Source organism: Ruoffia sp. FAM 20857 (genome assembly GCF_045528645.1).
Lineage (GTDB): Bacteria > Bacillota > Bacilli > Lactobacillales > Aerococcaceae > Ruoffia > Ruoffia halotolerans.
Map to the genome: position 1 here is coordinate 1 of NZ_JBGQRB010000051.1, position 13,282 is coordinate 13,282.

The 13,282-nt window shown below is 35.6% G+C and carries 10 protein-coding genes; 2 read left to right on the plus strand and 8 right to left on the minus strand.

What is annotated here, in order from left to right; all coding sequences use genetic code 11:
• Nucleotides 1-168: 168 nt before the first annotated feature.
• From ACEN4N_RS09880 to ACEN4N_RS09905, 6 genes are all read right to left on the minus strand, one after another.
• Nucleotides 169-1,122, minus strand: a complete 954-nt coding sequence (locus ACEN4N_RS09880) for an ABC transporter permease (RefSeq protein ID WP_407090648.1) — start codon at nucleotides 1,120-1,122, stop codon at nucleotides 169-171.
• Nucleotides 1,122-2,183, minus strand: coding sequence for an ABC transporter permease (locus ACEN4N_RS09885; RefSeq protein WP_407090654.1), 1,062 nt, complete (start codon nucleotides 2,181-2,183; stop codon nucleotides 1,122-1,124). The genes ACEN4N_RS09880 and ACEN4N_RS09885 overlap by 1 nt, the downstream gene beginning before the upstream one ends.
• A 23-nt stretch (nucleotides 2,184-2,206) precedes the next feature.
• Nucleotides 2,207-3,766 carry an ABC transporter ATP-binding protein gene (locus ACEN4N_RS09890; protein WP_407090649.1) on the minus strand — a complete coding sequence of 520 codons (1,560 nt, stop codon included), beginning with the start codon at nucleotides 3,764-3,766 and terminating at the stop codon, nucleotides 2,207-2,209.
• Between the two features lie 253 nt (nucleotides 3,767-4,019).
• The gene (locus ACEN4N_RS09895) at nucleotides 4,020-5,048 is read right to left on the minus strand and encodes a BMP family protein (RefSeq protein ID WP_407090650.1); all 1,029 of its coding nucleotides are present in this window, start codon (nucleotides 5,046-5,048) and stop codon (nucleotides 4,020-4,022) included.
• Between the two features lie 107 nt (nucleotides 5,049-5,155).
• Nucleotides 5,156-6,181: a BMP family protein gene (locus tag ACEN4N_RS09900; RefSeq protein ID WP_197104033.1), complete on the minus strand. Its 1,026-nt coding sequence runs from the start codon at nucleotides 6,179-6,181 to the stop codon at nucleotides 5,156-5,158.
• Between the two features lie 198 nt (nucleotides 6,182-6,379).
• Nucleotides 6,380-9,142, minus strand: coding sequence for a DNA translocase FtsK (locus ACEN4N_RS09905; RefSeq protein WP_407090651.1), 2,763 nt, complete (start codon nucleotides 9,140-9,142; stop codon nucleotides 6,380-6,382).
• Between the two features lie 131 nt (nucleotides 9,143-9,273).
• On the opposite strand from ACEN4N_RS09905, the gene ACEN4N_RS09910 reads away from it, so the two are divergent.
• Together ACEN4N_RS09910 and yidC are read left to right on the plus strand one after the other, a co-directional pair.
• Nucleotides 9,274-9,549 (plus strand): acylphosphatase, encoded by a 276-nt coding sequence (locus ACEN4N_RS09910; RefSeq protein WP_138403687.1) that lies wholly within the window; start codon nucleotides 9,274-9,276, stop codon nucleotides 9,547-9,549.
• A 95-nt stretch (nucleotides 9,550-9,644) separates the two neighbouring features.
• The gene (yidC, locus tag ACEN4N_RS09915) at nucleotides 9,645-10,601 is read left to right on the plus strand and encodes a membrane protein insertase YidC (protein WP_407090652.1); all 957 of its coding nucleotides are present in this window, start codon (nucleotides 9,645-9,647) and stop codon (nucleotides 10,599-10,601) included.
• Nucleotides 10,602-10,715: 114 nt separating this feature from the next.
• Here the strand turns inward: yidC and ACEN4N_RS09920 are convergent, their stop codons facing one another.
• Nucleotides 10,716-12,224 carry a sensor histidine kinase gene (locus ACEN4N_RS09920; RefSeq protein WP_407090653.1) on the minus strand — a complete coding sequence of 503 codons (1,509 nt, stop codon included), beginning with the start codon at nucleotides 12,222-12,224 and terminating at the stop codon, nucleotides 10,716-10,718.
• A 1-nt stretch (nucleotide 12,225) separates the two neighbouring features.
• On the minus strand, nucleotides 12,226-12,927 hold the full coding sequence (locus ACEN4N_RS09925) for a response regulator transcription factor (RefSeq protein WP_138403684.1): 702 nt from the start codon (nucleotides 12,925-12,927) through the stop codon (nucleotides 12,226-12,228).
• Nucleotides 12,928-13,282: the final 355 nt, after the last annotated feature.

Below are 13,282 nucleotides of genomic sequence, written 5' to 3' on the forward strand. Positions count from 1 at the left end.
GTTTGCCTCCGGCTTCCTTCAGATTCCACCTCACGGTGGACACCCTTGCCTTTAGCTAACAGTTCCTACTGCCAAGTCTGTAGTGGACTTTCACCACCAAGTTATCGCCCATGCCGGGCGCACATGCAAAAAACGGCACTACAAATATAGGCCGTTTTAATATAAGAATTATTTTGATTTAATATAAGTTTTACCATTAGCAGCTGGACCAGATGCTTTTCCTACAAAGCTTACAAGTACTATAATTGTAATAATGTAAGGTGCGATTTGTAAATAAACTGGATCTATAGATTCAATGAGTGGAATTTGAGAACCAACTACTGATAAACTTTGAGCAAATCCAAAGAATATCGCTGCTAACATAGCTCCTACTGGATTCCATTTACCAAAAATCATTGCCGCCATCGCCATAAACCCTTGTCCTGCAATAGTAGAAACAGAGAAGTTTAATGAAATAGATTGAGATAATACCGCTCCCCCAATTCCACCGAATACACCTGAAAGTAGTACACCAGCGTATTTCATTGCGTAAACATTAATTCCCATTGTATCTGCTGCTTGAGGATTCTCACCAACCGCTCGGATTCTTAATCCAAAGCGAGTTCTCGCTAAGAAGAACCAACAGATAAAGGCAACAATAATACCTACATAAGCTGGTAAAGAAGTTGATTGGAAGAAAATACGTCCAATAACAGGGATATCACTTAAAAGTGGGAAATTAAAATACCCAAATGATTCGCGAATAATGTCTGTTTGTCCTCTTTGTTCAAATAAAACTCGTGTTAAGAACACAGCTAAAGCTGGAGCCGCTAAGTTAACAACTGTACCAGAGATAATATGATCTGCTCTTAAATTTACTGTTGCTAAAGCATGGACTGCAGCAATGAATACACCCGCAAGGGCTCCAACCAATAAACCAAGCCAAGGAGTCCAAGATCCAAATGTTTCAGCATAAAATAGGTTGAAAACTACGGAACTGAAAGCTCCCATCACCATAATACCTTCCAAACCAACATTTACAATACCACTTCGTTCAGAAAATACTCCACCGATCGCCGTAAATATTAACGGGGCTGAGTATACTAATGTAGATGATACAATTAATGCTAATAAATTGACCATTACTCATCTCCTCCTTGAACAATCACTTCTGTATTACTTAATTTAGATTTCTCACGACGATCCATAAAATAAGTAATAACATAGTTAGCACCTACGAAGAAGATAATTGCCGCCGTTGCAATATCAACAATTTCAGAAGGAACCCCTGCCATAAGTGGCATAATCGTTCCACCTGTTTTTAACCCACCAAATAAAAGACTTGCGAAGATGATTCCGATTGGATTCAGACCACCTAATAATGCTACAGCAAGTCCATCAAAACCAATGGCTGGAGCAACACCGTTCGTTAAGAAGACGTTTCTAAACTCGCCTAAGCCGTTCATAACTCCACCTAATCCAGCTAATCCTCCAGATAATAACATTGCTAAAATAATATTACGTTTCGCATTCATACCTGCGTAATTCGCAGCGTGCTTATTGAAACCAACGGATCTCAACTCGAAACCAACGGTTGTTCTTTGAAGTAAAATTGATACAAGAACTGCAAAGATTAAGGCTAAGAAAATACCACCATGAATCGTTGACCCGTTTGTTAAATCAGTTAACCATTGCAAGCGTAATGATGCATTCTCCCCAACGAAAGGCGTTGCATCTGCGCGATCAGTGATTACGTTACGAATAATATGATCAGAAATATAAATGGCTACATAGTTTAACATGATTGTTACGATAACTTCACTGGTATCAAAGAATGCTTTTAAAACTCCAGCAATTCCAGCCCATAAAGCACCAGCAATCGTTCCACCAAGTATTGCAAGTGGTAAGACAAGCCAACTTGGTGAATCAGGTAATGATATACCAATCCATACTGATACTAACCAACCTGCTAAAGCTTGACCTGCTAAACCAATATTAAAGAATCCAGCCGTATAAGCTACCGCAAAACCTAAACCAGTAAAGATTAGGGGAGTTGCTGCACGAATTGTTTGTCCAATATTAAATGGATTTCCTAAAGCTCCTGTAAGTAATGCTTTATAACCTTCAATTGGATTATAACCAAAAACCAACATAATAATTGCTCCAAAGACAAGTCCAATAACAATTGATAATAATGGGACCATAATTTGTCTAATATTTGACTTCACTATACAACACTTCCTTCCTGACGAGCCGCTTCAATTTCTGAAAATGGTGTTCCCGCCATCATCAATCCTAACTCACGTTCGTTTGTTTCATGTGTTGGAATGTCCGCAACAATCTTTCCATCAAACATGACTAGAACTCTATCCGTTACATTTAATATCTCATCAAGTTCGAAACTCATTAATAGAACACCTTTATCTTTATCGCGTTCGTTAATTAATTCTTTATGAATAAATTCAATTGCACCCACATCCAGTCCACGGGTCGGGTTTGCTGCAATTAAGAATTTAGGATCACTATCTATTTCTCTTGCAATAATTGCTTTCTGCTGATTACCACCAGATAATGATCTAGCAATAGCTTTCTCAGAAGTTGTTCTTACATCATAAGATTCAATTAGTTTTCTCGCTTGTTGTTCAATTTTAGTAAAATGTAATAAGCCATTACTTGAATAAGGTTTCGCGTAATAGTTTTTCAATATCATATTACTTTCTAATTGCATATCTAGAATTAAACCATACTTATGACGGTCTTCTGGAATATGAGCAATGCCACTTTCATTCACATCTCTCGGTGAAAGACCTGTAATATCTTTCCCTTCGAAGAGAATTTGACCTGATTCAACTGGCAATAATCCTGTCATTGCAAGTATTAATTCTGATTGACCATTTCCATCAATTCCCGCGACACCAACGATTTCACCTTTGCGAACTTTAAATGAAAGATCCTCAACCGCTTTTATACTACGTTCATCCAAAACATTAAGTGATTTGATATCAATTATTGTATCTGATGGATTTGCAAGTTTCTTTTCAGTAGTAAATGATACTGAACGGCCAACCATCATATCAGCTAACTCATTTGAAGTTGTTGTTGCTACATCAACAGTATCAATCGATTGACCACGACGAATAACAGTACAGCGATCGGCTACTTGTTTAATTTCATCCAACTTATGAGTGATGATAATAATTGACTTACCTTCTTCGGCTAATTTACGTAATGTAACCATTAAATCTGTCACTTCTTGAGGCGTTAGTGACGCAGTCGGTTCATCAAAAATCAAAATGTCTGCCCCACGATAAAGCACTTTAAGAATCTCAACACGTTGTTGCATTCCTACACTAATAGATGAAATACGAGCTGAAGGATCGACACTCAAACCATATTGTTGAGAAATCTCTTCAATTTTTTTCTGAGCTGTTCCTTTATCAATTGTTAGACCTGAGACAGGTTCTTCACCCAATATAATGTTTTCAACAACCGTAAAAGCATCTATCAACATAAAATGTTGGTGAACCATCCCAATTCCGAGTTGGTTGGCTTTGGTTGGAGAATCAATTTGAACAACTTCTCCTCCCATGTAAATATCACCTGATGTAGGTTCTAATAAACCAGAGAGAATATTCATTAATGTTGATTTTCCTGCTCCGTTCTCCCCTAATAAGGCATGAATTTCACCTTTTTTTAACTGTAAGTTGATATTTTTGTTCGCGTAGAACTCACCAAATTTTTTGGAAATGTCACGCATCTCAATTACAGGTACATTTGTATCTGTCATAATTGCTCCTCACATTCTATACTTATAATTTTGCAATCTGTTATATCATATATAATTATAGTCAAGTATACTAAAAAAGCATAGTAAAAATCATATTAAAGTATTCTATAATTGCAATTTTTGTAAAATAATTAGTGTTTGTACTTATCCAAATTAGTAATTTCACAGTGTTTTTTAGTTTTCCATGTTCTATAATGGTAAATCCTCATAAAAAAAGGGCACCTTCACGAGGCGCCCTTTACTTAAAAAACGATTAGTTTTCAGGAGTTTCTGGGACTTCAATTTCACCATCAATAATTTGTTGACGGTAATCATTTACAGTAGTTAAAACTTCTTCTGAAAGATTTCCTTCAGCTAAGTCAACTCCACCATCAGCTAACCCAAAGACTTGTGTTCCAGCTTCGAAGTTACCTGCTTTTGTTTCATTTGTAAATAATTGGATAGAATCACCGATTTGTTTTAACGTAGAAGTTAAAGTTAATCCGCGTTCTTCTCCATCAATTTCAATAATCCCTTCAGCGTCTTGATCCATATCAGCTCCGATAACCCAAATATTACGTTCTGGATCAGCAGACACTAAATCTTTTGCTTCTGAGAAGACTCCATTACCTGAATCTCCAGCAGCTTGGAAAATAATATCAGTATCAGCTGCATACATTGCTGCTGCTAATTGACGACCACGCGGTGCATCAGCAAAACTTCCAACATATTCAACTGTAACTTCGATGTCAGGATTAACTGCTTCAGCACCAGCGACAAAGCCAGCCTCGAAACGGTCAAGGACAATCCCTTCAACTCCACCAATAAATCCAATTTTATTTGTTTCAGTTGTTGAAGCTGCAGCAACACCAGCTAGAAAAGCTGCTTCATTGTCTTGGAAATTAATAGAAGCAACATTTGGTTGATCCACTACAGAGTCAATAATCGCGAACTGTTGATCTGGATATTGTTGAGCAACATCATTAATCGCTGCTTCTAATTTGAACCCTACTCCGTAAATTAAATCAAAACCACTTTGAACCGCCGTGTTTAAGTTAGTAATGTAGTCTGAGTCAGTTGCTGATTCTAAATAATCAAAACCAGAAGTACCTCTCTCTAGGCCGTTCTCTTCTCCCCATAGTTGTAATCCTTCCCATGCAGATTGGTTAAATGATTTATCATCTACCCCACCTTGGTCAGTAATCATGATTGCACTAAAATCTTCTTGTGCGTTAGCAAAAATTGGAGAAGCTAATCCTCCGGCGAGTAAAGTAATTGTTGATAATTTAAGTAATTTGTTCAATGTATTTCCTCCCTTAGTTAATGTCTAAAGGTATTATAGGTTATAAAAAACGAGCTCTCAATAGTTTGACGTATTATCTCTTTAATTATGCCGTTATTGTTCGTGTTTTATTCTGGCGTTTCTGGAACTTCAATTTCCCCATTAACAATTTGTTGACGGTATTCTTCAATTGTTTCTTTAACTTCGTCAGTTAATTGACCTTCAGTTAATTCAACTCCACCGTCTGCTAAACCATAGACAGTGTTACCAGCGGTAAAGCCATCGGCTTCAGTTTGCTCAGCGAATTGTTTCACTGCGTCTCCAACTTGTTTTAATGTAGAAGTTAATGTTAAGTGGCGTTCTTCTCCATCAACAGTTACGATACCTTCTTCTGCTTGGTCACGGTCAACCCCGATTACCCATAAATTACGTGAAGGGTCGTTTGTTACTAAGTCTTTTGCCTCTGAGAATACTCCATTCCCTGTATCTCCAGATGCATGGAAGATAATATCTGCATCGTTCGCGTACATTGCTGCTGCAATTTGTTTACCTCGTGAAGCATCACCGAAGCTACCTGCGTATTCAACAGAAATTTCGATATCTGGGTTAATTGCTTGTGCTCCTGCAACGAATCCCGCTTCAAAGCGGTCAATAACAACCCCTTCAACTCCACCAACAAAACCTAGGTGATCTGTTTCAGTTGTTAATGCAGCTGCGACACCAGCTAAGAATGCTGCTTCATGGTCTTTAAAGTTTAATGAAGCCACATTTGGTTGGTCAACCACAGCATCTACAATGGCGAAGTGACGGTCAGGATATTGTTGAGCCATATCATTAATCGCTGGCTCTAATTTAAATCCAATACCGAAAATTATATCAAAGTTTGATGATAAAGCCGTGTTAATGTTTGTAACAAAGTCTGAGTCACTGTTTGATTGTAAGTAGTCATATCCACTCACTCCACGTTCTTTACCGTGCTCTTCACCCCATGCAGTTAATCCTTCCCATGCTGATTGGTTAAATGATTTGTCATCCACCCCACCAATATCCGTAATCATAATAGCAGAAAACTCTTCTTGCGCTGCCGCCATCGTTGGTAATGCAACTCCTGCAGCCATTAATGCTACGGCAGATAATTTAAGTAATTTTTTCATTCAATCTTCCTCCTTTTTTGTTCATTTAAAATTATACCGTAAGCTTAACAAAAACACAATGTAAGCGGTTGGGTTTTTTGAGCTTTTTCGATTTTTTCTATGCTCTTTCAATCATTGGTTTAACAACATTTTCATAAAAAGTTTGCTCAAAATAAAAAAATACCTAGTAGTAAACATTAATCTACTAGGTATTTAATTTTAATCTATTAAGACTTGTCTTGGTTTACTTCCATCTGGTTCACTTACTAAACCTAAAGCTTCCATATCATCGATTAATCTTGCTGCTCGATTATAACCAATTCTAAATCTTCTTTGTAATTGAGAGATACTGATTGTTTCTTGTTCTTTAATAAGTGCAACCGCATCTTCAAAGTATTCGTCATCAGATGCATTAGCTTTTTCAAGACTTTCATCTGTCACAACAATCGCTTCATCATAATCAGGCTCACTTTGATCTTTGATAAAGTCTGTAATACGCTCTACTTCAGCATCAGAAATATATCCACCTTGAACACGTAATGGTTTATTCATACCCATTGGTTGGAATAGCATATCTCCTCTACCAAGTAACTTCTCAGCACCGTTTGAATCTAAGATTGTTCTCGAATCAGTCCCACTTGAAACCGCAAAGGCTAATCTTGATGGCACATTTGCTTTTATAATCCCAGTGATAACATCTACAGATGGTCTTTGAGTTGCGATAATCATATGTATACCAGCAGCACGTGCCATTTGAGCTAAGCGAATAATCGCATTCTCTACTTCATTACTAGCTACTAGCATTAAGTCTGCTAACTCGTCAATAAAGACCACAATTTTTGGCAGTCTTTCATAGCCAGTTCCTTCATTTTTGTTTTGCTCTTCAATATAGTCATTATAGCTATCTACGTTTCTTACACCAGATGCTGCAAATAATTCATAACGATGTTCCATCTCTTGGACTACATTGTTTAATGCATGAGCCGCTTTTCTCGGGTTAGTAACTACCGGAGATAAAAGATGAGGTAATTCATTATACATAGTCAACTCAACTTTTTTAGGGTCAATCATTAAGAATTTCACTTCATTAGGTTTTGCCTTCATTAATAAAGAAGCAATAATAACATTCATTCCCACTGATTTACCACTCCCCGTTGCACCAGCAATTAGTAAGTGAGGCATTTTAGTTAAATCGGCTGTACACACTGATCCTGATATATCTCGTCCTAAAGGCACTTCTAAAAGATTTGGTGATTTTAAGGCCGCATCTACAATTTCCCAAAAAGAAACTGGGCTCACTTGAGTATTTGGTACTTCTATCCCAATTAATGATTTGCCTGGAATGGGAGCTTCCATACGAATATCTCTGGCTGCGAGTGATAATGCAATATCATCAGATAATGAAACAATTTTACTTACTTTCACACCAATAGCTGGTTCAATTTCATATTTCGTAACCGATGGTCCTAAATTTGCTTTAACAACTTTAGCATCTACACCAAAACTTTTAAATGTTCTTTCAAGTTTATCGATGTTTTCATTAATCCGTTTGTATTCTTCAGATTGATCCACCGGCGGAATTTTCGTTAATAAGTTTTTTGATGGTAATTTATACCCTTTATGCTTACTTTTTTTCGATTCTTTTTTCTGAGTTGGATTGGCTTTACTGCTTTGTTCAAGAACAGAATCTAAATCATTATCAGTTGTGTTTTGGATATTATCAGATTGTTGTTGCCAATGAGCGGCATTAGAGTGTTGAACCGTTTCTTGGTTTGTCGGTTCTTCAGGTAAGGTATCAGCAATCTCATGAGCCAATGTATCATCATCTGCATCAATTTCTACGTTGTTATAAGATTCTTCTTCATAAGTCGTTGGCGCATCCCAATCAGATGGATTATTGTAATCATAATTAGGTTGCTGTGGCATATCAACAACTGATTCTGACTCATCTTCTTTTGTATGATTAGAAATTTGGTCAAAATAATCTAAATCTAAGACTAAATCTTTATCTCGTTCTAGTCTTGCACGTTCACTAGCTGCTGTTGACGCTAGTGCATCCGTATCATCATATACTTCCCAACTAGGTTCTTTATCTACTTTAATGGAAGGCTGATAACGGGGTTGCCACTGTTCGGTCGTTTCCTCAGCATCGTTGACATTAAATTTGTTCTTTATTTTATCAAATAAAGCTCTTCTCTGAGGTCTTTGCTTACTTACATAAGACACTTCTTCTCTTGAGTAATCCTCATATTCATTAAATGAATCATTTTGTTCATAAATAGCTTCTTCAACCACAGGTTCGATGTCTTCAGTAATTTCCTCTTCTTCTACGAAAGATTCTTTATATGTAGAACGAACTTCACTAATTGTGTTTCCAACTCGTTTAAATCCTCCATATATTAAAATGAAAAAGTGTTTAATTGCATTAATAAATGCTTCAAAAGTCACACCTGTAGTCATAAAAAGCCCAATAAAGAACACAATACCTACTAATAAATATGTTCCCCATTGTCCAAATAAATAACCAAAACTCGCATAAAAAACTGCACCGAGCATCCCACCACCAAGACTGACTTGGTTTTGACCAGTTACAAATTCATTTTTGAAAATATCAAAAGTAATCGCAAAAATGGAATCAGGTAAAGGTTCTAAAGGATAAAATTGATTAAAATGAAGTAATGTCGTCATCGCTATTAATATAAACAATGAACCCATTAATTTTAATGCGGGGATATTAACAATGGAACGCTTCACAAACATTGCTAATCCAATAAAAGCAATTCCAACTAATAATAAATCATAAGCTTCACCGACAAACAGTCGAAATGTATTTAAGACAAGTGAACCAAAAAATCCCCAATTAAATAAGGCTATTATCGATATAAAAGCGACAATCAAGCCTATAATTAAATATATATAATGTTTTGAATGATCACTTATTTGCTCTGACTTATTAGCTTGAGCCTTCTTCTTTTTCGTCATGGACCATCCTCCTTGTTCTTCTATTCGCTAAACTTTACGCAACACTAATTATAGCATTGAATGGTGGATATATCGAATTCTTTATTAGAAATTCTGTGTTACAATGTAAACAAAAGAAAGGGAGCGATTACATGAAAACAACTGAATTAATCGTATCAGGACGCGTACAAGGTGTTGGCTTTAGAAATTATGTAAGTCAAATTGCAAAAGATCTTAATATTAAAGGAACAGTAAGAAATTTGTCTGACGGTGATGTCAAAATTATCGCTCAAACAGATGATGATACTTTGAATAAGATGGTTGAGCGAATCAAACAACCTCAACATCAATTTATGAAAATTAAAGATGTCGAGATCCACGATTTGCAACTCGATAAAGTTTATGATGATTTTTCTGTAGTATATTAACTTTTGTTAATTAAATATAGTGAGAATCTGATTGAATTCTTCATCTCTTTTCTATATTATATAAGAGTATGAATTTTAATGGAGTGATAACTTAGATGAAAAAGAAGCAAAAATGGATAAAAATTATTGGACTACTAGCTGTTGTTATACTAGTTATGTCCGGCTGTGTCTCTTACGATAGTGCTGGTAACCCTTCTGGATGGGTTTACGAGTATATTGGTCGACCTGCATCCACTCTAATGGACTGGATTGCTGGGATTTTCGGCGGTAGCTACGGGGTAGCAATCATAATTATTACAATCATCACACGATTACTTATGATGCCATCATCAGTAAATATGACTAAAAATTCAATGATTAGTCAATCAAAAATGAAGATCGCTCAGCCTGAGATTGATGAAATCAATGCTGAAATGGAAGAAACAAGCGATCAAAATGAAAAAGCAGCGTTACAACAAGAACTTATGCAAGTGTATAAGAAATACGACATTAATATGTTTGGTGGTTTAGCAGGATGTCTACCACTACTAATCCAAATGCCTATTATTTCTGCTGTATATACTGCGATTCGTTCGTCTCCAGAAATCTTAAGAAGTAACTTCTTAGGTATTAACTTAGGTGAGCAAAGTATTCCACTTGTAGTTGGTGTTGTTCTACTTTATGCACTACAAGGCTGGATGATGCAGAAAAATACGCCTCAATCTGATAACCCTCAAGCGCAACAAACATCGCGTACAATGATGTTAATGAATCCGCTAATGATTGGTTGGATTACTTATGCTTCTGCAGCTGGATTAGGAATTTACTTCTTAACCGGTGGTGTGTTCGCAATCTTCCAACAACTTTATATGAATAAAGTGGTAAGACCAAGAATTGAAAAAGATATGGAAGCTGAAGCTGAGAAATACGCACATGTTAAACGTACACCTCGTAAAAAAGCAACTAAAGCTAAAAATACGAACAAAGGTGATTCAAAACGCTTAGTGCCGACGAAGAACAATGTCAATACTTCCAATAAGAAACGCCGTAACGAAGGTAAACAAAGACGTTAATCAATTTTAAAACATAAATTTATACATAAAAAACGGATACGCTAATCTGTTGCACTTCCTTAATTTAGGTAGTTACAACAGACGCATATCCGTTTTTTTATTATGGAATAAACATTATAGTTTTTTACGTTCGGCGATTTGCTTACTCTTATATATTTGTCGAGTGTCATTCAAGATTGGAAATTCAATATAAAAAATCGAACCGTGATTAATTACACTCTCCACTCGAATCGCCCCTTTATACCCTTCAACTAATTGTTTCGCAATACTTAGGCCTAAACCATTCCCACCTTTATCACGTGATCTTGCTTTATCAATTCGATAAAATCGACCAAATACTTTTTCTTTATCTTCATCAGTCATACCCTCACCAAAATCTTGTATCGCAATCTCAACTTTAGTAAAGCTCTTACTGATAGATACGTGGATTTCTTTACGGTCGCGGCTATATTTAACAGCATTATCCAGTAAAATAATGAGAACTTGTTCAATATGATTTCGAAATGCTTGAATATATAAGCTTTCACCATCATCATCGGAATCAAGATAGAAATCAAAATCTTCGTGGATAATTTTAAAGTTATTGAATACTTGCTCGGTTGTCGAATAGACTTCTGTTATCTCATCTTTATAGTCGATATCCACATTCTCCGCTCGAGAAAGATCTAACATTTCTTGTACTAAGTCTTTCATTCTCGTTATTTCTTGTAATGAAGAGGCGATGGATTCTTCAAGAACTTCGGGATCATCTTTACCCCAACGATTTAATAATTTCAAGTGACCTTCAACAATCGCAACAGGTGTTCTTAATTCATGTGACACATCTTCGACGAATTGTTTTTGATTAGTCACATATTTGTCAATTTTATCTAGTAACTTATTCACGTGTAAACTTAAATCGCTCCACTCATCCTCTGAGACTGGTTTTCTAACCCGAATGTCAGATAAGTTTTCTTCTTCTACCAAATCCAATGAGTTATTAAGATAAGTTAGAGGTCTTAGGAAACGATGACTTAAAATAAACGATAATACGCCAATAATAACGATAATTAATAATAACACGCGCCAAAACAATTGATTTTGATGTTGAATAATATTTGTATAATAGTCTGGTTTCACAATCAACTGGAACGAACCAATTTTTTTACCTGTTGAATCAGAAACCACGGTGTTATAACCCATTAAAAATGTTTCGTCGTTATGTTGCACTTCTTGCAACTGATCTGAATGATTAATCGATGGTAAGTTCAATGTCATTGTTTCATAAATCAACTGATTTGATTCACTAAACAATCGAATTGTCGTATATTCATCTTCAAAATACTCTAAGTTGCTTACTGCATTACTTTGTACTTGATATTGTTCGTCCGATAATGGACGTGCTGTTGTTTCAGATTGGTTGTACACTAAAAATGGAAAAGCAAATTGCTGAAAATATTCATCAATGTTTTCGTATTTATTCTGATACGTATCATAAACCTGCTTACTTAAATTATCATTCACATCTTGATGATACCAAGTTAAACTAATGATGATAACTGGCGCAAAAAATGTAAATAATAAAATTCCCCATTTCCACTTAAGGGAAAGGGGCTGTTTTATTTTTTCTTTAAATGTTTCCATCTTAGTTTCTCATGACATATCCCGTTCCACGAACAGTTTGAATATAACTATCTTGCCCAGGAACGTCAATTTTATTACGTAAATAACGAATATATACGTCAACAACATTTGTCTCAACTTCGGATTTATAACCCCATACTTTATCTAAAAGTACGTCACGAGACATTACCATGTTAATGTTTTCCATTAAGTATAATAGTAATTCATATTCACGTTTAGTTAAATCAATGACTTCTTCACCACGTTTAACAATACGGTTGGCCTTCTCTACCGTTAAATCACGATATTTAACCGTTGGTTGTTGTTGTGCACGTTGCTCATCTTCATGATCTAAACGACGGAATAATGCACGCAGACGTGCTAATAATTCTTCAATTGCAAAAGGCTTAACAATATAATCATCTGCCCCTTGGTCTAAACCAGAAACACGGTCAATAACCGAATCTCTTGCTGTCATAATAATGATTGGTGTATCTTTAACCGGACGAATACGACGGCAAACTTCTAGACCGTTTAATTCTGGTAACATTAAATCTAATAGGATGACATCCCAATCCTCATTTAATGCAGCATCTAGTCCACTACGACCATCATATCTAATCTCAGTTTCATAGCCTTCGTGTTTTAATTCTAAGTCAACGAATCGAGCTAAGTTCTTTTCGTCTTCAATAATTAGTACACGTTGTTTATTTTCTTCACTCATTCATTATCCTCCTTAACATATTCTAATATCTTCCTTATCAATTCTACACAATATTATCGCATATTGCTACTAATTAAGTGATTAATTCTAATATAATTAGAATATTTTCTCAATTTTTATTAGTAGTTATTAATATGCCCTGAGTTGAATTGAAATGTTATATCTCTAACTTTAGAAGAAAAAACGACCGTAAAGCTAATGTTTAGGTTCTACAATAAATAGGGTTGCTGACAAAAATTAAAATGTCATCAACCCTATCTTTGTGTCTTCTAAAAGACGCAGATATTCGTTATATTAAAAGTACCACCAAATAACATAAGGAGAATATCTACGCATGAACCATTTTATCCAAAAA

What these genes read in the sequence shown, in the direction of transcription:
- ACEN4N_RS09890 (WP_407090649.1), bottom strand. Translation starts at nt 3,766, where the DNA reads ATGACAGATACAAATGTACCTGTAATTGAGATGCGTGACATTTCCAAA.
- ACEN4N_RS09880 (WP_407090648.1), bottom strand. Translation starts at nt 1,122, where the DNA reads ATGGTCAATTTATTAGCATTAATTGTATCATCTACATTAGTATACTCA.
- yidC (WP_407090652.1), top strand. Translation starts at nt 9,645, where the DNA reads ATGAAAAAGAAGCAAAAATGGATAAAAATTATTGGACTACTAGCTGTT.
- ACEN4N_RS09925 (WP_138403684.1), bottom strand. Translation starts at nt 12,927, where the DNA reads ATGAGTGAAGAAAATAAACAACGTGTACTAATTATTGAAGACGAAAAG.
- ACEN4N_RS09905 (WP_407090651.1), bottom strand. Translation starts at nt 9,142, where the DNA reads ATGACGAAAAAGAAGAAGGCTCAAGCTAATAAGTCAGAGCAAATAAGT.
- ACEN4N_RS09910 (WP_138403687.1), top strand. Translation starts at nt 9,274, where the DNA reads ATGAAAACAACTGAATTAATCGTATCAGGACGCGTACAAGGTGTTGGC.
- ACEN4N_RS09885 (WP_407090654.1), bottom strand. Translation starts at nt 2,183, where the DNA reads ATGGTCCCATTATTATCAATTGTTATTGGACTTGTCTTTGGAGCAATT.
- ACEN4N_RS09920 (WP_407090653.1), bottom strand. Translation starts at nt 12,224, where the DNA reads ATGGAAACATTTAAAGAAAAAATAAAACAGCCCCTTTCCCTTAAGTGG.
- ACEN4N_RS09900 (WP_197104033.1), bottom strand. Translation starts at nt 6,181, where the DNA reads ATGAAAAAATTACTTAAATTATCTGCCGTAGCATTAATGGCTGCAGGA.